Annotated in this window: 20 protein-coding genes; 11 read left to right on the plus strand and 9 right to left on the minus strand. The window is 68.4% G+C overall.

The genetic code is table 11. The annotated features are described in order from the left end of the window. Positions 1-244: 244 nt before the first annotated feature. The 7 genes from ABNX08_RS28040 to ABNX08_RS28070 are packed head-to-tail and all read left to right on the plus strand — an operon-like array spanning position 245 to position 7470. Positions 245-1981, plus strand: a complete 1737-nt coding sequence (locus ABNX08_RS28040; protein WP_022538967.1) for a glycosyltransferase family 39 protein — start codon at positions 245-247, stop codon at positions 1979-1981. A gap of 18 nt (positions 1982-1999) precedes the next feature. Then, positions 2000-2371, plus strand: a complete 372-nt coding sequence (locus ABNX08_RS28045) for an EamA family transporter (RefSeq protein WP_022538968.1) — start codon at positions 2000-2002, stop codon at positions 2369-2371. Positions 2372-2420: 49 nt separating this feature from the next. After that, complete coding sequence (locus tag ABNX08_RS28050) at positions 2421-3590, plus strand: DegT/DnrJ/EryC1/StrS aminotransferase family protein (protein WP_022538969.1); 1170 nt, start codon at positions 2421-2423, stop codon at positions 3588-3590. Continuing rightward, on the plus strand, positions 3569-4567 hold the full coding sequence (locus ABNX08_RS28055) for a glycosyltransferase (protein ID WP_041681814.1): 999 nt from the start codon (positions 3569-3571) through the stop codon (positions 4565-4567). The genes ABNX08_RS28050 and ABNX08_RS28055 overlap by 22 nt, the downstream gene beginning before the upstream one ends. Beyond that, entirely contained in the window at positions 4567-5502 is a 936-nt protein-coding gene (locus ABNX08_RS28060) for a formyltransferase (RefSeq protein WP_022538971.1), read from the plus strand. Before ABNX08_RS28055 ends, ABNX08_RS28060 begins: the two co-directional genes overlap by 1 nt. Further along, positions 5499-6551 (plus strand): bifunctional UDP-4-keto-pentose/UDP-xylose synthase, encoded by a 1053-nt coding sequence (locus ABNX08_RS28065; RefSeq protein WP_022538972.1) that lies wholly within the window; start codon positions 5499-5501, stop codon positions 6549-6551. Before ABNX08_RS28060 ends, ABNX08_RS28065 begins: the two co-directional genes overlap by 4 nt. Positions 6552-6564: 13 nt before the next feature. After that, the gene (locus ABNX08_RS28070; protein WP_022538973.1) at positions 6565-7470 is read left to right on the plus strand and encodes a polysaccharide deacetylase family protein; all 906 of its coding nucleotides are present in this window, start codon (positions 6565-6567) and stop codon (positions 7468-7470) included. A 67-nt stretch (positions 7471-7537) separates the two neighbouring features. On the opposite strand, the gene ABNX08_RS28075 is transcribed toward ABNX08_RS28070, so the two are convergent. Next, positions 7538-9691 carry a heavy metal translocating P-type ATPase gene (locus ABNX08_RS28075; RefSeq protein ID WP_374063690.1) on the minus strand — a complete coding sequence of 718 codons (2154 nt, stop codon included), beginning with the start codon at positions 9689-9691 and terminating at the stop codon, positions 7538-7540. Between the two features lie 69 nt (positions 9692-9760). On the opposite strand from ABNX08_RS28075, the gene ABNX08_RS28080 reads away from it, so the two are divergent. Beyond that, a complete protein-coding gene (locus tag ABNX08_RS28080) occupies positions 9761-9898 on the plus strand; it encodes a hypothetical protein (RefSeq protein ID WP_349607036.1) in 138 nt (45 codons plus the stop codon). Between the two features lie 109 nt (positions 9899-10007). On the opposite strand, the gene ABNX08_RS28085 is transcribed toward ABNX08_RS28080, so the two are convergent. From ABNX08_RS28085 to ABNX08_RS28095, 3 genes are all read right to left on the minus strand, one after another. After that, entirely contained in the window at positions 10008-10415 is a 408-nt protein-coding gene (locus ABNX08_RS28085; protein WP_022538975.1) for a VOC family protein, read from the minus strand. A 154-nt stretch (positions 10416-10569) separates the two neighbouring features. Next, complete coding sequence (locus ABNX08_RS28090; RefSeq protein WP_022538976.1) at positions 10570-12018, minus strand: heavy metal sensor histidine kinase; 1449 nt, start codon at positions 12016-12018, stop codon at positions 10570-10572. Further along, the gene (locus ABNX08_RS28095; RefSeq protein WP_022538977.1) at positions 12015-12716 is read right to left on the minus strand and encodes a heavy metal response regulator transcription factor; all 702 of its coding nucleotides are present in this window, start codon (positions 12714-12716) and stop codon (positions 12015-12017) included. Before ABNX08_RS28095 ends, ABNX08_RS28090 begins: the two co-directional genes overlap by 4 nt. A 212-nt stretch (positions 12717-12928) precedes the next feature. Between ABNX08_RS28095 and ABNX08_RS28100 the strand changes: the two genes are divergently transcribed. Next, positions 12929-13354, plus strand: a complete 426-nt coding sequence (locus ABNX08_RS28100; protein WP_022538978.1) for a hypothetical protein — start codon at positions 12929-12931, stop codon at positions 13352-13354. Between the two features lie 86 nt (positions 13355-13440). On the opposite strand, the gene ABNX08_RS28105 is transcribed toward ABNX08_RS28100, so the two are convergent. Then, positions 13441-13806, minus strand: coding sequence for an H-NS family nucleoid-associated regulatory protein (locus ABNX08_RS28105; protein WP_022538979.1), 366 nt, complete (start codon positions 13804-13806; stop codon positions 13441-13443). 270 nt (positions 13807-14076) lie between these two features. On the opposite strand from ABNX08_RS28105, the gene ABNX08_RS28110 reads away from it, so the two are divergent. Beyond that, positions 14077-14352 carry a hypothetical protein gene (locus ABNX08_RS28110; protein WP_022538980.1) on the plus strand — a complete coding sequence of 92 codons (276 nt, stop codon included), beginning with the start codon at positions 14077-14079 and terminating at the stop codon, positions 14350-14352. Positions 14353-14378: 26 nt separating this feature from the next. On the opposite strand, the gene ABNX08_RS28115 is transcribed toward ABNX08_RS28110, so the two are convergent. Beyond that, a complete protein-coding gene (locus tag ABNX08_RS28115; protein WP_022538981.1) occupies positions 14379-15251 on the minus strand; it encodes a 3-keto-5-aminohexanoate cleavage protein in 873 nt (290 codons plus the stop codon). Then, the gene (locus tag ABNX08_RS28120; RefSeq protein ID WP_349607035.1) at positions 15248-16216 is read right to left on the minus strand and encodes a 3-hydroxyacyl-CoA dehydrogenase NAD-binding domain-containing protein; all 969 of its coding nucleotides are present in this window, start codon (positions 16214-16216) and stop codon (positions 15248-15250) included. The genes ABNX08_RS28115 and ABNX08_RS28120 overlap by 4 nt, the downstream gene beginning before the upstream one ends. Positions 16217-16396: 180 nt before the next feature. Here ABNX08_RS28120 and ABNX08_RS28125 point away from each other — a divergent pair, with 180 nt between their 5' ends. Continuing rightward, positions 16397-17335: a LysR family transcriptional regulator gene (locus ABNX08_RS28125; protein ID WP_022538983.1), complete on the plus strand. Its 939-nt coding sequence runs from the start codon at positions 16397-16399 to the stop codon at positions 17333-17335. A gap of 97 nt (positions 17336-17432) precedes the next feature. On the opposite strand, the gene ABNX08_RS28130 is transcribed toward ABNX08_RS28125, so the two are convergent. Then, entirely contained in the window at positions 17433-17603 is a 171-nt protein-coding gene (locus tag ABNX08_RS28130; protein ID WP_022538984.1) for a hypothetical protein, read from the minus strand. A 123-nt stretch (positions 17604-17726) separates the two neighbouring features. Beyond that, on the minus strand, positions 17727-18392 hold the full coding sequence (locus ABNX08_RS28135; RefSeq protein WP_022538985.1) for a GntR family transcriptional regulator: 666 nt from the start codon (positions 18390-18392) through the stop codon (positions 17727-17729).

Genomic DNA, 18392 nt, shown 5'->3' on the forward strand with positions numbered 1-18392 from the left:
AGCTCCCGCCTCCCGGCGAGACTCCCCTGCCGCCGTGCTACCATTGCCCGCCGCGCGTGCCCCCGCGCCGGCTGTGGCGTTCCAGGCGCCTGTCAGCCGGTCACCGGAGGTGTCCATCCGGAGGTGTTGCACCCCGGTGTTTCCCCTGATGTCCACCAATGGGCGGCGCCATGCGTTGTGATGGCTTCCCCTCACCGCGCACCCTCGCAGGACCATCCATCCGTCGTGCTTTTCCAGGAGATCTATGCGTAGTTCATTGACCTCGCGGTATGCCGGGCTGTCCGTTGGAGCCGCCACGGGTGCCATCGCCCTGGTCAGCCTGTTTATCCTGCTGGTCTGGTTCGGCACGCTCGACATGCGCCACCTGCTGCGCTCGGACGAGGGCCGCTATGCCGAGATCGCCCGCGAGATGCTCACCACCGGCGACTGGGTCACGATCCGCTACCACGAACTCAAGTACTTCGAGAAACCGCCCTTCCACCTGTGGGTGACCACGGTGGCCTATACGCTGTTCGGCGTCGGCGACTGGCAGGCGCGCCTGTGCGTGGCGCTGTCGGGCATGCTCGGGGTGGGCGTGTCGATGCTGGCCGCGGCGCGCTGGTTCGGCACGCGCGCAGCCCTGCTGACCGGGCTCGTGCTGGTGTCGGCGCCGATGTGGAATATCGCCGGACATTTCAATTCGCTGGACATGACGCTGGCCGGGGCCATGACGTGCGTGCTGGCCTTCATGCTGCTGGCACAGCACCCGGACGCCACGCCGGCGTCGCGCCGCAACTGGATGCTGGCCTGTTGGGCGGCAATGGGCGTGGCGGTGCTGATCAAGGGCCTGGTCGGTCTGGCGCTGCCTGGCCTGGTGCTGGTGGTCTACACGGTGGTGACGCGGGACCTGGGTCTGTGGCGCCGCCTGCATCTGCTGGCCGGCATCGCGATGCTGCTGCTGGTGACGGTACCGTGGTTCTGGCTGGTGTCGGAGCGCAACCCTGAATTCCTGCGCTTTTTCTTTATCCACGAGCACTGGCAGCGCTACACCTCCAACGTGCACCAGCGCGGGGGCGCGATCTGGTTCTTCGTGCCGCTGCTGCTGATGGGCTTCCTGCCATGGCTGGGCCTGGCGCCGCAGATGCTGCAGGCGGTTGGCGAGCGCGCGGGCGTCGAGCGCGGCACCTCGCCGCGGCCGTTCCAGCCGGCGCTGCTGGCGGCACTGTGGGCGTCGGCGATCTTTGTCTTCTTCAGCCTGTCGGGCTCCAAGCTACCGGGCTATATCGTGCCGATCTTCCCCGCGCTGGCGTTGCTGGCCGGCGTCGCGCTGGACACCGTGACGGAACGCGCATGGCGTTGGCAGGTCAATGCCATGATCGCGCTCGGCGTGGTGGGCCTGCTGGCCTGCCCCTTCGTCGCCATGCTGGACAAGCCCAGCACGCCCAATGCGGTCTATCGCGAATTCACGCTGTGGATCGGCATCGCCTTCGTCGTGATGCTGGCCGGCGCGCTGCTGGCGCGCCGCCTGCTGCGCACGCGCGGCGTGTTCCCCAGCGTGGTGGCCTATGCGCTGGCGATGTTAGTTTGCTGTACGGTGGCGCTGCGCGGCCATGAGGCCATGGGCCGGCCCAACTCCGGCGCGGACCTGGTGCCCGCCATCAACGCCGTGCTGGCGCCGGACATGCCGCTGTACAGCGTGGGGCTGCTGGACCACACGCTGCCGTTCTACCTGCGCCGCACCACCATCCTGGTCGAGCATCCGGACGAGCTGGAATTCGGCGTCGGCCAGGAGCCGCAGAAGTGGATCCCGACCATGGAGGACTTTATCGCCCGCTGGCAGGACGGGCAGCGCGCGGTGGCGATCATGTTGCCCGACACCTACAACGCGCTGGCGGCGCGCGGTGTGCCAATGCACAAGATCGCCGGCGACCGCCGGCGCGTGGCGGTGGCCAATTTCGTGCTGCCGGGCCAGGGCCCGCAGGCGCAATCCCAAGGACAGTAACCGGCATTACGCGGCGCCATGACGCTTTCGACTTTCGCTTTCATCTTTTCCGGCGTGCTGCTCAATGCGGCCGCGCAACTGTTGCTCAAGGCCGGCGTCAACGCCATCGGCGCCATCACGCTGGACCGCGGCACGCTGCTGGTCACGGCACTGCGCGTGCTGACGCAATGGCCGGTACTGGCCGGGCTGACGCTGTACGTGGTCAGCGTGGGCGTGTGGATCGTGGGGCTGTCGCGCGTGGACGTGTCGATCGCCTACCCGATGCTGTCGCTCGGCTACGTGGTCAATGCGGTGGCCGCATGGTACCTGTTCGGCGAGATGATCGGCCCCTTGCGCGTGGTCGGCATCCTGCTGATACTGGCTGGCGTCTTCCTGATCGCCCGATCCTGACGCGGTTGCCCGGCGCCCCCAGCACCAACCGCACTCCATCGCCATTTCCATGACCGCTCCCGCCGCATTCCTGCCTTTCGTCCGCCCCGACATCGACGCCGCCGCCATTGCTGAAGTCAGCAAGGTGCTGGCCTCGGGCTGGATCACCTCCGGCCCGCGGATGCAGGCCTTCGAGGCCGCGCTGTCTGACCTCTTCGGCGGCCGCCCGGTGCGCACCTTCGCCAATGGCTCGGCGACGATGGAGATCGCATTGCGCATCGCCGATATCGGCCCGGGCGATGAAGTCATCACCACCCCTGTCACCTGGGTCGCCACCGCCAACGTGGTGCTGACGGTGGGCGCGCGGCCGGTGTTCGTCGATATCGACCCGCGCACGCGCAACCTGGACCTGGATGCGGTCGAGGCCGCGATCACGCCGCGCACGCGCGCGATCATGCCGGTGTACCTGTCGGGCCTGCCGGTGGACATGGACCGCCTCTACGCCATCGCCGCCAAACACAACCTGCGCGTGATCGAGGACGCCGCGCAGGCGATCGACTCGCGCTGGCGCGGCCAGCGCATCGGCAGCTTCGGCGACCTGGTCAGCTTCAGCTTCCAGGCCAACAAGAACATCACCACCATCGAAGGCGGCTGCCTGGTGATGAACACGCCGGAAGAAGCCGTGCGCGCCGAGCGCCTGCGGCTGCAGGGCGTGATCCGTACCGGCATGGACGGCATGGATGTCGAGGAGCCGGGCGGCAAGTTCAACCTGACCGACGTCAATGCCGCCGTCGGCCTGGCGCAGCTCGCCAGACTCGATGCCATCACCGCGCGCCGCGCGGAACTGGCACAAGCCTATTTCCGCTGCGCGGCCGACAGCGGCCTGGCCGAACTCGGCATCGAACTGCCGCAGCCGCTCGATCCCCAGGCCGCCACCACCAACTGGCATATGTTCCAGGTGGTGCTGCCGACCGAGCGCCTCGAGGGCGGACCGGCGCAGGCACGCAAGCAGGTCATGGAGGCGATGCGCGAGCGCGGCATCGGCACCGGCGTGCACTATCCGCCCATTCATCTTTTCACCTACTACCGCTCGCTCGGCTGGCGCGAAGGCATGCTGCCGCATGCCGAGCGCATCGGGCGCGGCATCGTCACGCTGCCGCTGTTCCCCGCCATGCAAGCCGCCGACGTGGAGCGGGTCTGCGCAACCCTCAGCGAAACATGCAAACGTCTTTCCAAATGAGCCCGGTCGAGGTCTCGGTCGTCATTCCGGTCTACAACGAAGAAGACGGGCTGCAAGCCCTGTTCGACCGCCTCTATCCGGCGCTGGATGGCCTCGGCGAGTCGTACGAGATCATCTTCATCAACGACGGCAGCGTCGACCGCTCGGCGCAGATACTTGCCGCGCAGTTCCACAAGCGCCCGGACGTGACCCGGGTGGTCCTGTTCAACGGCAACTTCGGCCAGCATATGGCGATCCTGGCGGGCTTCGAGCATACCCGCGGCAAGATCGTGATCACGCTGGACGCCGACCTGCAGAACCCGCCGGAAGAAATACCGCGCCTGGTCGAAGCCATGCGCGCCGGCCACGACTACGTCGGCACCATCCGCCGCGATCGCAACGACACCGCGTTCCGCCGCTATGCCTCGCGCGCGACGAACCGGCTGCGCGAGCGCATCACCAAGATCCGCATGACGGACCAGGGCTGCATGCTGCGCGCCTATGACCGCAATGTGATCGACACCATCAACGCCTGCCGCGAGGTCAATACCTTCATCCCGGCGCTGGCGTACACCTTTGCTTCCAACCCTGTCGAGATCGAGGTCAGCCACGAGCAGCGCCACGCCGGCGAATCCAAGTATTCGCTGTACCAGCTGATCCGCCTGAACTTCGACCTGGTGACGGGCTTCTCGATCGTGCCGCTGCAGTGGTTCTCGGCGATCGGCACGATCCTGTCGCTGCTTTCGGGCGCCCTGGTCGTGGTACTGCTGGTACGGCGCTTCCTGTTCGGTTCGGAAGTCCAGGGTCTGTTCACCCTGTTCGCCATGAACTTCTTCCTGATCGGCATCCTGCTGTTCGGCCTGGGCCTGCTGGGCGAATACGTCGGCCGCATCTACCAGGAAGTGCGCGACCGCCCGCGCTACCGCATCAAGGCGGTGCTTGAGGGCGATCCCACGCGCGCCCCTGCCGCGCCCCACGCGGCCGGCACGGAGCGATGATGCGCGCCGTCGTCTTTGCCTACCACAATGTCGGCGACCGCTGCCTGCGCGTGCTGCATGCGCGCGGCGTGGAGGTGGCACTGGTGATCACCCACCGCGATCGCGCCGACGAGAACATCTGGTTCCGGCGCGTGGCCGACACCGCCGCCGAGCTGGGCATCCCGTTCCTATACGGCGAGGACCCGACCGACCCCGCCATCGCGCAGGCCGTGTGCGATGGCCGCCCGGACGTAATTTTCTCGTTCTACTACCGCTCGATGATCCCCGCGAGCGTGCTGGCCCTGGCGCCGGGCGGCGCCTTCAACATGCACGGCTCGCTGCTGCCCAAGTACCGCGGCCGCGTGCCGGTGAACTGGGCGGTGCTGCACGGCGAGACCGAGACCGGCGCCACGCTGCACGCGATGGAAGCCAGGCCGGACGCCGGCTATATCGTCGACCAGACCGCCGTGCCGATCCTGCCGGACGATACCGCCGGCGAGGTTTTCGAGAAGGTCACCGTAGCCGCCGAGCAGACCCTGTGGCGCGCCCTGCCCGCGATGATGGCCGGGCAAACGCCGCAACGCCCCAATCGGCTGGCTGAAGGCAGCTATTATTCCGGCCGCAAACCCGAGGATGGGCGCATTGACTGGAGCCGCCCCGCGGCCGAGGTCTACAACCTGATCCGCGCGGTGGCGCCGCCGTATCCCGGCGCCTTCACCGAGTTGGCGGGACAGCGCTTTATCGTCGCGCAAGCCCGCCGTCCGCTGCCCGATGCCGCCCTGGCGCTGTCGTCCGGCACTCCGCCCGGCCTGCACGTGCGCGACGGCCACATCGTCGGCCTGTGCGGCGACGGCAGCCAGGTACTCGTGACACAACTGCTGGCGCAGGACGGCTCGGCCGTCGCGCCGGATGCCATCGCCCAACTTCTTACCGGACAGTCCAAAGAAAATCCATGAAAAAGGTCCTGATTCTTGGCGTCAACGGCTTTATCGGCCACCACCTGACGCGCCGCATCCTGGAAACCACGTCGTGGGAGGTCTACGGCATGGACATGTCGGCGGACCGTCTGGGCGACCTCGTCGAGCACCCGCGCATGCACTTCTTCGAGGGTGACATCACCATCAACAAGGAGTGGATCGAGTACAACATCCGCAAGTGCGACGTGGTGCTGCCGCTGGTGGCCATCGCCACGCCCGCCACCTACGTGCGCGAGCCGCTGCGCGTGTTCGAGCTGGACTTCGAGGCCAACCTGCCGATCGTGCGCGCCGCGGTCAAGTACGGCAAGCACCTGGTGTTCCCGTCGACCTCCGAGGTCTACGGCATGTGCAGCGACGACGAGTTCGATCCGGAAGCCTCGCCGCTGGTCTACGGCCCGATCAACAAGCCGCGCTGGATCTACGCCTGCTCCAAGCAGCTGATGGACCGCGTGATCCACGCCTACGGCATGGAGCAAGGCCTGAACTACACGCTGTTCCGCCCGTTCAACTGGATCGGTGCGGGGCTGGATTCGATCTTCGAATCGAAGGAAGGCTCGTCGCGCGTGGTGACGCAGTTCCTCGGCCATATCGTGCGCGGCGAGCCGATCAAGCTGGTCGACGGCGGCGCGCAGCAGCGGGCCTTTGCCGATATCGCGGACGGCATCAGCGCGCTGATGCGCATCATCGAGAACCCCAACGGCATCGCCACCGGCAAGATCTTCAACATCGGCAACCCGGACAATATCCACTCCGTGCGCGAACTGGCCGAGATGATGCTGAAGATGGCCGCGGACTATCCTGAGTACGCCGACGAGGCACGCAAGACGCAGATCGTCGAGACCTCGTCGGGCGACTTCTACGGCAAGGGCTACCAGGACGTGCAGCACCGCGTGCCGAAGATCGACAACACCATCGAGGAACTGGGCTGGAAGCCGGAGATCAGCATGGAAGCGGCGCTGCGCCGTATCTTCGAGGCGTACCGAGGCAAGGTGGTAGAGGCCCGCACGCTGGTCGATTCGGCCAACTGAGCGCGCACCGCAGATGGCACGCATTGCCCTGAAGGTCGACGTCGACACGCTGCGCGGCACGCGCGAAGGCGTGCCGAAGCTGCTGTCGATGCTGGCGGCCGCACAGGCGCAGGCCACCTTCCTGTTCAGCCTCGGGCCCGACCATACCGGCTGGGCGCTGCGGCGCGTGTTCCGGCCGGGTTTCCTGAAAAAGGTGTCGCGCACCTCGGTGGTGTCCATCTACGGGCTGCGCACGCTGATGTACGGCGTGTTGCTGCCCGGGCCCGACATCGGCCGCAAGGGCGCGGCCGAGATGCGCGCCGCACGCGCGGCCGGCCATGAATGTGGCATCCACACCTGGGACCACGTCTACTGGCAGGACAACGTGCGCGAGCGCGATGCCGCGTGGACGCGGCGGCAGATGCAGCAGGCATTCGCGCGCTATACCGAGATCTTTGGCGAAGCACCCACCACGCACGGCGCGGCCGGCTGGCAGATGAACGAGGATGCGTTCCGGCAGATCGATGACTGGGGCATGGCCTATGCGTCAGACGGACGCGGCACTGCGCCGTATCTCCCGACCATCGACGGCGTGGCGTGCCGGCATGTGCAGATGCCGACCACGTTGCCGACGCTGGACGAACTGATCGGCACCGACGACCTGAGCGAGGACAACGTCCACACCGCACTGCTGAAGCTGACCGAAGGCGCGCGCGACCATGTGTTCACGCTGCATACCGAGCTGGAAGGCGGCAAGCTGGCGCCGGTGTTCGAGCGGCTGCTGGCGGGGTGGCGTGCGCAGGGGCACGAGCTGGTGTCGATGGCGACCTGGTATCGCGGCTTGGATCGCGAAGGGTTGCCGGAATTGCCGGTGACGTGGGGAGAGATTCCGGGGCGTAGTGGGGAGTTGATTGTGCAGCCGGAAGTGGTGACGCGCTAAGTCGCAGCCAACACCGCATGAACCAGGCACCCCTCTCCCGCGAGCGGGAGAGGGGTGCAAACCGACGCTAAGCGTTGCTTTTGCCCACCGCCCCCACCCGCAGCCCATTAAACACCACCAGCAGGCTAGCCCCCATATCGGCGAACACCGCCATCCACATCGTCCCCATCCCCATCACCGTCAGCACCAGGAACACCGCCTTGATGCCCAGCGCGAGCGTGATGTTCTGCACCAGGATGCGCGAGGTGCGGCGCGACAGCCGCACAAAAGCCGGGATCTTGCGCAGGTCGTCATCCATCAGCGCCACGTCCGCGGTCTCGATGGCGGTATCCGTGCCCGCAGCCCCCATGGCAAAGCCGATATCGGCGCGCGCCAGCGCCGGCGCGTCGTTGATGCCGTCGCCCACCATGCCGATGCGGCCGCCGCGCGCATGCGCCGCGTCGGCCAGCGCGGCGATGCCGTCGGCCTTGTCCTGCGGCAGCTGGTTGCCGCGCGCCTCGTCGATGCCGACCTCGGCGGCGATGGCCTGTGCCGTGTGCGGGTTGTCGCCCGACAGCATCAGCGTCCTGACGCCCAGCGCATGCAGCTCCGCGATGGCCTGCCGGCTGGTGTCGCGCACGGTGTCGGCCACGGCGAACAAGGCCAGCGCGGTGGCGGCGCCGTTGCCGTCGACACGTGCCAGCAGCACCACGGTCTTGCCGTCGCGCTCGAACGCCTCGAGCCGCGCCTCCAGCACCGGCGAGCATGCGCCCAGGTCATGCACCAGCCGGTGGTTGCCGAGCCGGTATTCCACACCATCCACCTTGCCGCGCGTGCCACGGCCCGCCAGCGCCTCGAAGTCATCCACCGCCAGCGTGGCGATGCCGTCCGCCACGGCCGCCGCGGCCACCGCGCGAGAAACCGGATGGTCCGAGCGCGCCGCCAGGCTGGCGGCAATGGCGCGCGCCTGCGGCACATCGTCGGCCAGCAGCGCGTGGTGGGTCTGCGCGGGCTTGCCGTGCGTGATGGTGCCGGTCTTGTCGAGCGCCACCCAGCCCAGGTGCCTGCCCTGCTCCAGGTAGACGCCGCCCTTCACCAGGATGCCGCGCCGCGCGGCCGCCGCCAGCCCGCTGACGATGGTCACCGGGGTGGAGATCACCAGGGCGCAGGGGCAGGCGATCACCAGCAGCACCAGCGCCTTGTAGATCCAGTCGACCCAGGCACCGCCCATGAACAGCGGCGGCACCACGGCCACCGCCAGCGCAATCGCGAACACCGTCGGCGTGTAGATGCGTGCGAACCGGTCGACAAAGCGCTGCGTCGGCGCGCGGCTGCCTTGCGCGGCTTCCACGGCGTGGATGATGCGCGCCAGCGTGGAATCGCTGGCCGGCGCGGTCACGGTGTATTCCAGCTCGCCGGACTGGTTGATCGAGCCGGCAAAGAGCGCATCGCCCTCCGCCTTGTCCACCGGCACGCTCTCGCCGGTGATGGGCGCCTGGTCGAGCGCCGACTGGCCGCGCACGACCTTGCCGTCCAGCGCCACGCGCTCGCCCGGACGCAGCCGCACCAGCGCGCCCACCGCCACACCGGCGGCGGGCACGGCTTCCCAGCTGCCGTCGGCGCGCCGCACCGTGGCCTGCTCCGGCGCCATCGCCATCAGCCCGCGGATGGCGTTGCGGGCGCGGTCCAGCGATGCGGCCTCGATGCGCTCGGCCAGCGCGAACAGCACCATCACCATGGCCGCTTCTGGCCACTGGCGCAGCAGCAGTGCGCCGGTGACGGCGATGCTCATCAGCGCATTGATATTGAGGTTGCCGTTGCGCAACGCGATCCACCCCTTGCGGTAGGTGGTCAGGCCACCGAGCGCCACCGCCGCCAGCGCCAGCACGGCCGGCAGCCACGGCAGTCCCAGCGCCAGCCATTCCGTCCCCTCGGCACCGACCGCGGCAACGCCGGCCAGCGCCAGCGGCCACCAGGACTTGCGTGCGGTGGTTTCCGGCAGCACCTGCTGCGCGGCCTCCGGGCTCAGCGGCACCGGCTGCATGCCGAGGCTCTGGATCGCCTTGACCACCGGCTCCGGCGACGGCAGCGTGTGGTGCACCGTCAGCACGCGCTGGATCAGGTTGAATTCGAGCGCTGCCACGCCCGCCATGCCGCCCAGCTTGTTGCGGATCAGCGTTTCCTCGGTCGGGCAGTCCATGGCGTCGATGCGCCAGACGGCGGTGCGGGCGCCGGCCGGCACTTCGACAGGTGTCGGCGGCGTCAGCGCGACCGTCGACGAGCAGCCGCTACCGCAGCAGGCAGGAGCCGGATGTGCGTGCGCGTGGTCGTGCGCATGGTCGTGCTCATGCCCGTGGTGGTGGTGATCGTGGTCGTGGCCGCCGTGGCGGTGCGCGGCGCCATCGTGCGCATGGGCGGCGTGATCTTGAGGAAGGGCGTCTTCAGGTGACGTGCGAGCCATCTCTTGTTGTTCCCGCTGGTTTGACCTGATGACATTGAAGACCCTGTAGCGACTACAGAGTCAAGCGGCATGGCGGCGCCACTGTCCGCCATGCGGGTCAGTGCTCGCAGTTGACCATCCAGGACATGCCGAAGCGGTCCACCAGCATGCCGAAGCCTTCGGCCCAGAAGGTCTTCTGGTACGGCACCACGACCTGGCCGCCTTCGCTGAGGCCGTCGAAGATGCGCTGGCCCTCGTCCTTGCCGACCGCGCCCACCGACAGGCTGAAGCCGCTGAACGACGGCCGCGCGCCGGGTTGACCGTCGGACGCCATCAGCTGGTTCTCGCCGAACTGGATGTTGGCGTGCATCACCTTGTCCTTCCAGTCATCCGGGACTTCCATGCCCTCGCTCGGAGCGTCCTTGTAGCGCATCACGAAGGTGACCTGCGCGCCCAGCACCTTGCCGTAGAAGGCCACGGCCTCGTCGAAGCGGCCGCCAAAGTCCAGATAGGGTTGCACCTGCATGTCATTCTCCTTTTGGGTTGCCAATTGGGTTGCCATTCGGGGTTGCCATTCGGGGTTGCATTGCACTGGCGATGTACCGCACACCCGGGTGGAGCGAAGCGGCACGCGCGCCATTATGCGCGCGTGCCGGCTGCATGCAAGTGACGGAGATGGCTCAGGAAACGCTAGCCGCAGCGGGCACGGCAGGCGCCGTGGCATCAGCCGGGAACTCCAGAGAAAACACCGTTTCGCCGTCGAGGCTGCGCACCGTCACGCTGCCGCCATGCAGCCGCATGATGGTGTCCACAATGGCCAGCCCCAGCCCGGTAGACGCCGCCGAATTGCGGCGCGACGGGTCGGCCCGGTAGAAGCGCCCGAAGATATGCGGCAGGGTCTCGGGCGGGATCGCCGGCCCGGAATTGGCCACGCGGATGCAGGTAGTGGCGCCGCCGGGCGCCGGGATGCGGTTGACGTCGAGCCGCACCGTGCTGCCCGCCGGCGCATGGCGCAGCGCGTTGTCGAGCAGGTTGGTGACGGCGCGGCGCAGCAGGGTCTGGTCGGCCTGCACCGGCGCACGCCCGGCGACCGCCAGCGTGACATCGCGGTCGGCGGCGACAGCCTCGAAGTACTCGGCCATCTTGTCCAGCTCTTCGCGCGCGTCCAGCGTGCGCACGCCCAGCGCCACCTGCGCGTGGTCGGCGCGCGCCAGGAACAGCATGTTCTCGATCATGCGCGCGAGCCGTTCGTACTCTTCCAGGTTGGATTCGAGCAGGGTTTCGTACTCCGCCACGCCGCGGCTTTGCGCCAGCGTCACCTGGGTCTGGCCGATCAGGTTGCTGATCGGCGTGCGGAAATCGTGCGCCAGGTCCGCCGAGAACTCGGACAAGCGCGAGAAGCTGTCCTGCAGCCGCGCCAGCATGTCGTTGAGCGCCGCCGCCAGCTCGCGCAGCTCGGCCGGCGCGCTGCCCACGTCGAGCCGCGTGGCCAGGCGGCTGGTGGTGACCGCGGCGGCATCTGCGGCCATGCGCCGCAGCGGCCGCAGCCCGCGCCGCGCCAGCACGAAGCCCAGCCCCGCCGCGACCGCGGCGCCGCACAGCATGGCCCACAGCACTTGGTGGCGGTATTCGCGGATCAGCGCCACACGGTAGCCGGCATCGCGCAGCACCACGATCTCCACGGCCTTGTCCGAGTTGCCCAGCTGGCCAAGCGCGGCAATGCCGCGCGACGGCACGCGGTTGCGCGGGTACCAGGTCTGCAGCATGCCCTTTTCAGGCTGCGTGGTGACGGGCAGCACGCGCAGCGGCGGCACGGTCTCATTACGCGGATTCAGCGTGACCAGCGGCTCGCCCTGGCGCGTGCGCACCACCAGGATCAGGCCTTCGTGGCCCATGGCGATGTCGGCAAATCGGTGGGAATCGGCGCGGATCTCGGCTTCGCTGCTCACTTCTCGCAGCAGGTGGCGCACCAGCAGCACCTCGCCCACCAGCTCGCTTTCATCGCGCCCTTCCAGCTGGGTCGACAGCGCGCTGGAGAGATAGGCCGCGACGCCGGCCAGGATCACGGCCGTGGCCAGCCCGTACGCCAGTGCCAGCCGCGTGGTAAGGGAAGACGTGAGCCGCTTCATTCGTCGCGCAGCCTGCGGTCCTCACCCTCGTCGCCGTCGTCCAGCACGTAGCCCATGCCGCGGCGCGTATGGATCAGCTTGCGCGGGAAGGGATCGTCGACCTTGGCGCGCAGGCGCCGGATCGACACGTCCACCACATTGGTATTGCTGTCGAAATTCACGTCCCACACCTGCGAGGCGATCAGCGAGCGCGACAGCACTTCGCCGCGTCGGCGCGCCAGCAGGTACAGCAGCGCGAATTCCTTGGAGGTCAGGTCGATCTTCTGGCCGGCGCGCACCACGCGGCGGCGGATCGCATCGATCTGCAGGTCGGCCACTTCGATGAATTCGCTCTCGCGCAGCGGGCCGCGGCGCAGGATGGTGCGGATGCGCAGCACCAGCTCGGCAAAGGCGAAGGGCTTGACCATGTAGTCGTCGGCGCCCAGTTCCAGGCCCTTGAGGCGGTCGGACAACTCGTCGCGCGCGGTCAGGAACAGCACCGGCGTGTCGCGTTCGCGGCGCAGCTCGCGCAGTACCTGCCAGCCGTCCAGGCCGGGCAGCATCACGTCCAGCACGATCAGGTCGTACGGGTGTTCGCGCGCGTGGGCCAGGCCATCGACGCCGTCGCGCGCCAGGTCCACCACGAAGCCGGACTCGCTCAGGCCCTTGTGCAGGTAGTCGCCCGCCTTGGGTTCGTCCTCGACAATCAGGATACGCATGAATCAGTCACTTTCCGGCGGCACCAGCGCCGCCATGGCGTAACGCTATCCGAGGATGGCCGGAAATGGGCGAAGATTTCAGAAATGTCATCCCCCGGCAAGGGCAATGCAGGGGAAAACCCCGGTAAAATGCGCGATGACCACGGGCATCGCCTTTGGTTCACGCCACTCCGCAGTCATTCTGTCGCGAATTCCCTTCGCCTGCCCTTCCGATGAAACGCCTCCCGAACCGCCTGCTGCTGTGCCTTGCGCTGTCCTCGCTGCCGCTCTGCGTCGCAGCAGCGACGGTGACGACGGTATGCAGCGCGGTGCAGGCGGCGGGGCTGTCGCTGCCGGAACGGCATGTCGCCGCAAAGATGGAAGCGGAAGCGGCACTCGATGGCGCCAGCCAGCGTTGCAGCGGCAGCGCGGTGCAGGTGATGGCGGAGCCCGCCGACAATGGCGCGCCGCTGAGGTTGCAGGATGCGAATGCGCCGCAGTCGCCCGACGACAGCACCGCCTCGCCGGCACAATCCTCTGCCGCAACAGGCGAACTGCCGGAACTGCCTGCCGAGGTCCTGGTCCATTGGGCCCACGCGGCGCCGCTGGCGACGCCGGCCGTGTTCACCGGCCTGCTGCCGTTGGCCCCGCACTGCTGACGGCATTCGCGGCGCGGGCTTCACGCGCTGCGCATTTTCCCCGAATCACGCCAAAGGCTGCGCAGCACGGCGTGCGTGCGTGCGCCTTATTCGACGCGGAAGAATTCGATCGATTGCCCGGCGTTGACCGCGCGCTGCAGCCAGTCGGGATATTCGCCCTGGCCGTCCCAACTCTGCCCGAGGGCATTGCGGTAAAGCGGGCGGGACGCGGAAGCCTGCGGCGTACCGTTCGGCGCAGGCTCCGCAAGCGGCGACTTCGCGACGGCGACATCGGACTGCGGCGCGGCCGCAGTCTTTCGCGGTGCTTTCGCGGCAACAGGTTGGGCAGCGGGCGCCGGGACCTTGTCGAAGCATCCGGCGGCGACCAGGTCGTCGAGCGTCAGGGCATGACGGTCCATTTGCTCGCGGATCCAGGCCACCGCAGCGAGTTTGGCTGAATCAGACTCGGACATGACTTTCGTGAGAAACCCGCTGCATTCCCGCGGGCAATGGAGAACCGGCGATGGAACAGCAGGCCGGTCAGACAGCCATGATTCTACAGCCTTTGCCGGTGCTCCCGCTTCTCCATTGTGTCGGCACGGGCAGCCGGCTGCGGGCGGCTGCGAGAAATGACAAAAATGACGGCATTGTCATGTGCCAGTCATGCTGGCGTGGGCGGTCGCTTTCTAGACTTTCCATACCGCCGCCCACCCCCGGTCGGCACTCTTCAGGAGCATCGATCCATGCAAGCACTCAGGCAAATCCTTACAGCTACCGCCCTCATTGCCGCAGTGGTCGGCACTGCGCAGGCCGCACCGCGCAGCGTCGACCCGTTCAGCGACGGTGCCAACAGCGCCACCGGCACCCGCAGCACCTTTACCGACGGTGCGCACAGCGCCACTGGCACGCGCAGTTCGTTCACCGACGGCGCACACAGCGCCACCGGCACCCGCAGCACCTTTACCGACGGCGCGCATAACCCGAACGGCCCGCGCGACAGCTTCTCCGACGGCGCCTGACGGCACCTGATCGGGCCAGGGCGCCTTCAGCGCACCTCGCCGTAGATCCGGCGCGCGTCGGCGGCATCGGCGATCGGCCGGCCCAGCGTCAGCCCGCCCTGCACCGCCTGCGCCACCAGCGCGTGGTTGCCGGGCGCGCGGCTGCCGTCGCGCAGCAGCAGGTTGTTTTCGAAACCTACCCGCACATGGCCGCCGAACGCGGCGGCCGCGGTCACGCAGGCATTCTCTTCGCGGCCGAAGGCGCAGATTGCCCACGGCAGCGCTTCGTCCCGCTCCGCGGCCACCTGCAGGAACGGCAGCAGGTCGTGCGGCGACGACACTTGCCCGGCCGAATAGCGCCCCAGCACGTACAGCACCGACCACGCCCCCGGCGGCACCATGCCGCGTTCGCGCATCGACTGCCAGCGCCGCACGTCGGCGACGTCATACAGGATGACCTGCGTCATCACGCGTTCGCTGGCCAGCCACGCGAAGAACGCGGCCAGTTCGCTTTCGGGGATCTCCGGTGCCGCCACTTCGCGCAGGCCCACCGACACCGCCTCGGGGCGCAATTCGCGCACCATCGCCATCTGTTCGGCAGCCTTGTAGACCCCGGCGGCCTCGCTCGTCACCTGCACCAGCAGGGAGTCGCCGACCGCCTGCTTCACAGCCACCAGCGCGTCGCGGTAGGCCTGCACGTCGAGCGAATGACGGCCCTCGGCATCGCGCACATGCATGTGCATCATGGCCGCGCCGGCGTCCAGGCAGGCGCGCGCCTCAGCGGCCAGCGCCGCCGCGGTCAGCGGCACTGCGGGATGGTCGGCGGCTTTCTTGTAGGCGCCGTTCGGTGCAACCGTGACGATCAGGGGCGAGTCGGCCAGCGGCGTGCGCAGCGCGGCATTGGGATGGGCTTGGGTCATGGCTGGATCTCGGGCAATTCGGGGGCAATCAGTTCCAGGCCGGCGCGCAGCAGGCGGTCATAGCGCGCGCGCTCGGCGGCAATGGTCTCGGGGGTCCACTGGTAGAAGCCTTCGCCGCGCTTCATGCCGTGGCGGCCGTCGGCGGCGCGCTCCGACAGGCAGCGCGCGGGATGGTCGTCATTGCAGAAGCTCGGGTACATGGTGGCACCCGCGGCGGCATGCACGTCGATGCCGGCGTGGTCGCGCTGCAGCACAGGGCCGGCCGCCAGGAAGCGGAAACCGAAGCCGAATCGCACCGCCGCATCCACGTCCTCGGGCGAGGCGATGCCGCGGTCGATCAGGCTGAAGGCTTCGCGCGACAGCGCATGCTGCAGCCGGTTGGCGAGAAAGCCCGGCAGATCCTTGCGCACCTTGACCGGCACCATCGCGCAGCGACGCATAAAGGCGATCAGCGCGTCGGCGCATGCCTCGTCGCTGCCCTCGCCCATCACCACTTCCACCAGCGGCACCAGGTGCGCCGGCATGAAGAAGTGCAGGCCCAGCATGCGCGCACGCGTGTCCAGGCCTTCGCCGATGGCGCTGATCGGGAAGCTGGAGCTGTTGCTGGCCAGCACGGCATCGGCGCGCGCGCGCCGGACCAGGTCGGCGAACAGCGCCTGCTTCAGGTCCAGGCGTTCCGGGATGCACTCGATCACCAGGTCCACGGTGGACCAGTCCACGTCGTCCAGCGTCGCGGCCACGACCAGCCGTGCGGCGCCTTGCTCGCAGCCGATGGTGGCGAGGTTGTCGCGCACTCGCTCAGGCAATGCGGCGGCGCGGCCGGCGTCCGGCTCGATCACGGTGGTGCGGCACAGCGCGCGCGTCAGCACTACGGCGACATCGGCGCCCATGGTGCCGCCGCCCACCACAACCGCATGCGCGGTGCCGGGGCGGCTGAGAATGACCGGATCGGTCGGGTTCGGCATAGGTCCTCCAGGGTGGATGCGGTGCGGCCCGCACACGCCAACAACGCGCCAGGCCATCGAATCCCGGCAGTGTAGAGAACTCCCTTTGATTGATGAAGTCGATTCTTTGGATAAAATGATCCGCAAATCAGATCAATCGCAAGACTCCGCCGGCCGGTGCCCGCCCGCCGCAGCCACACCATGAAAATCAACCTGTCGATGCGCGACATCGATACCACGCTGGTCCTCGGCCGCACGCTGAACTTCCGCCAGGCCGCCAGCCAGCTGCATTTGTCGCAGTCCGCCCTGTCCACGCAGATCCTGCGCATCGAGGAGTCCCTCGGGGTGCGCCTCTTTGACCGCACCACCCGCACCGTGCGCCTGACCGCCGCCGGCCAGGTCTTCATGCAACAGGCCGCGTTGCTGCAGGCGGCCTTTCGCGGCGCCATCGACGCCGTGACCGGCATTGCCAGCGCCGAGCGCGGGCAGGTGGCGGTGGCGGCGCTGCCGTCGCTGGCGGCGCGCATGCTGCCGCGCGTGCTGATGGCCTACCACCGCGCGCGCCCGGAAGTGGCGCTGAAGGTGATCGACACGCTGTCCGGCCCCGCCTTCGACCTGGTGCGCGCCGGCGAAGTCGACTTTGCGCTGACCGCGGCCGATCCGCAGCAGGCCGACCTGCAGTACGAGCCGCTGTTGTCCGACCGCTTCGTGCTGCTGATCCCGTCCGCGCACCCGATGGCGCGCACCGCCGGGCCGCTGCGCTGGGCCGATACCGCCAACGCGCCGCACGTGTCGATGACGCATCCCAGCAGCGTGCGCCAGTACGCCGAATGGGCCTTCCTGCAGAACCGCATCCGCTTCCAGCCGGTGTTCGAGGCCGAGCACCTGGCGACCATCGCGGCCATGGTCGAATGCGGCTTCGGTGTCGCCGCGCTGCCGGAGATTGCCGCCGGCACCGTGCGCCAGCCCGGCATCGTCGAGCGGCTGCTGACCGCGCCGGTGACCGAGCGCTCGATCGGGCTGGTGACGTCACGCAATCGCACCCTGTCGCCCGCCGCCGCGGAACTGGCGGCTGCGGTGCGCACACAGCTGGCCCATCCTTCAGCCGCGCAAAGCAGCACTGCGGAGGCCGGCGCATGAGCATCATCGACTGCCGCGCGCGAGGCCGCTACGCGGCGTGAAGACAAGCGGAAGCGGACAAGCAAATGGGCCCGGCATGGCGCCGGGCCCGCAGCGTTCAGGATGGATCTTTGGTGCGGGTACGGGAGACGGCCGCCATGATCCCGATCCCCAGCACGATCAGGCAGGCAATGCCGATATAGACGGGCGCAAGGCCGGCCGTTGACATGCCCCAGGCGATGCCGCCCACCAGGACCAGCAGGCCTATGATGTATAGCGCGAATGACATAAGTCGGCTCCTTGCGGTGGTGCTAGCTTCAATGTAGGTAGTGGCGGGCACGCAAGGGATAGGACAAGGGCGGATGCTGGCGTAGGCGGGTTCTGACTCGGCTGTGATGCGTGAGGCGTTTCTTCAGGCCGCCCCGCGCGCCTGCTCGGCGGCCAGGTAGGCATCGCGCGACGGCAGCAGGTGGCGCCGGCACAGTGTCATGAGCGCGTCGCGGTCGCCAGTCTTCAGCGCCTCGATCATCGCCCAGTGCTCCTGCCGCGCGCGCTCGCGGTACGCCGCCGCAGCCAGCGTGCCGAAGCGGATCGGGTGGGTGCGGCGCGCGTAGTCCCCGATGGCCTGCTGCAGCACCGCGTTGTCGGTCAGCGCGAACAGCTCGCGGTGGAAGGCCTGGTTGATGCGGAACACCGCGCGCGCGTTGCCGGCCGCGACCGCCGCATCATGCTGCTTCTGCACCGCCACCAGCGGCGACAGCCGCGCCGCCGGCACCGGCAACGGGATCAGCGCGGCCGCGTGACATTCCAGCACCTCGCGCAGCGCATACAGCTCGAGGACTTCGCGCTCGGAGAAGGCGCGCACCACGGCACCCACGTTGCGCTTGCGCTCGACCACGCCGATCGCCTCCAGCCCGGCCAGCACCTGCCGCACCACATGGCGCTTCAGGTCAAAGCGCGCCATCAGGTCGTCTTCGGTCAGCCGCTCGCGCGGATGCAGCCGGCCGAAGACGATGTCCTCTTCGAGGGTGTCGACGGCCTGCTGCATGGCGCCGGCTTCGGTTTGCACATCGTTCAT

This window comes from Cupriavidus sp. DF5525, assembly GCF_040149425.2.
Lineage (GTDB): Bacteria > Pseudomonadota > Gammaproteobacteria > Burkholderiales > Burkholderiaceae > Cupriavidus > Cupriavidus pickettii_A.

Excerpts from the sequence above, each read along its gene's own strand:
- ABNX08_RS28040 (WP_022538967.1), top strand. The coding sequence starts at position 245 with ATGCGTAGTTCATTGACCTCGCGGTATGCCGGGCTGTCCGTTGGAGCC.
- ABNX08_RS28045 (WP_022538968.1), top strand. The coding sequence starts at position 2,000 with ATGACGCTTTCGACTTTCGCTTTCATCTTTTCCGGCGTGCTGCTCAAT.
- ABNX08_RS28050 (WP_022538969.1), top strand. The coding sequence starts at position 2,421 with ATGACCGCTCCCGCCGCATTCCTGCCTTTCGTCCGCCCCGACATCGAC.
- ABNX08_RS28055 (WP_041681814.1), top strand. The coding sequence starts at position 3,569 with ATGCAAACGTCTTTCCAAATGAGCCCGGTCGAGGTCTCGGTCGTCATT.
- ABNX08_RS28060 (WP_022538971.1), top strand. The coding sequence starts at position 4,567 with ATGCGCGCCGTCGTCTTTGCCTACCACAATGTCGGCGACCGCTGCCTG.
- ABNX08_RS28065 (WP_022538972.1), top strand. The coding sequence starts at position 5,499 with ATGAAAAAGGTCCTGATTCTTGGCGTCAACGGCTTTATCGGCCACCAC.
- ABNX08_RS28070 (WP_022538973.1), top strand. The coding sequence starts at position 6,565 with ATGGCACGCATTGCCCTGAAGGTCGACGTCGACACGCTGCGCGGCACG.
- ABNX08_RS28080 (WP_349607036.1), top strand. The coding sequence starts at position 9,761 with ATGTGCGTGCGCGTGGTCGTGCGCATGGTCGTGCTCATGCCCGTGGTG.
- ABNX08_RS28085 (WP_022538975.1), bottom strand. The coding sequence starts at position 10,415 with ATGCAGGTGCAACCCTATCTGGACTTTGGCGGCCGCTTCGACGAGGCC.
- ABNX08_RS28090 (WP_022538976.1), bottom strand. The coding sequence starts at position 12,018 with ATGAAGCGGCTCACGTCTTCCCTTACCACGCGGCTGGCACTGGCGTAC.
- ABNX08_RS28095 (WP_022538977.1), bottom strand. The coding sequence starts at position 12,716 with ATGCGTATCCTGATTGTCGAGGACGAACCCAAGGCGGGCGACTACCTG.
- ABNX08_RS28100 (WP_022538978.1), top strand. The coding sequence starts at position 12,929 with ATGAAACGCCTCCCGAACCGCCTGCTGCTGTGCCTTGCGCTGTCCTCG.
- ABNX08_RS28105 (WP_022538979.1), bottom strand. The coding sequence starts at position 13,806 with ATGTCCGAGTCTGATTCAGCCAAACTCGCTGCGGTGGCCTGGATCCGC.
- ABNX08_RS28110 (WP_022538980.1), top strand. The coding sequence starts at position 14,077 with ATGCAAGCACTCAGGCAAATCCTTACAGCTACCGCCCTCATTGCCGCA.
- ABNX08_RS28115 (WP_022538981.1), bottom strand. The coding sequence starts at position 15,251 with ATGACCCAAGCCCATCCCAATGCCGCGCTGCGCACGCCGCTGGCCGAC.
- ABNX08_RS28120 (WP_349607035.1), bottom strand. The coding sequence starts at position 16,216 with ATGCCGAACCCGACCGATCCGGTCATTCTCAGCCGCCCCGGCACCGCG.
- ABNX08_RS28125 (WP_022538983.1), top strand. The coding sequence starts at position 16,397 with ATGAAAATCAACCTGTCGATGCGCGACATCGATACCACGCTGGTCCTC.
- ABNX08_RS28130 (WP_022538984.1), bottom strand. The coding sequence starts at position 17,603 with ATGTCATTCGCGCTATACATCATAGGCCTGCTGGTCCTGGTGGGCGGC.
- ABNX08_RS28135 (WP_022538985.1), bottom strand. The coding sequence starts at position 18,392 with ATGAACGATGTGCAAACCGAAGCCGGCGCCATGCAGCAGGCCGTCGAC.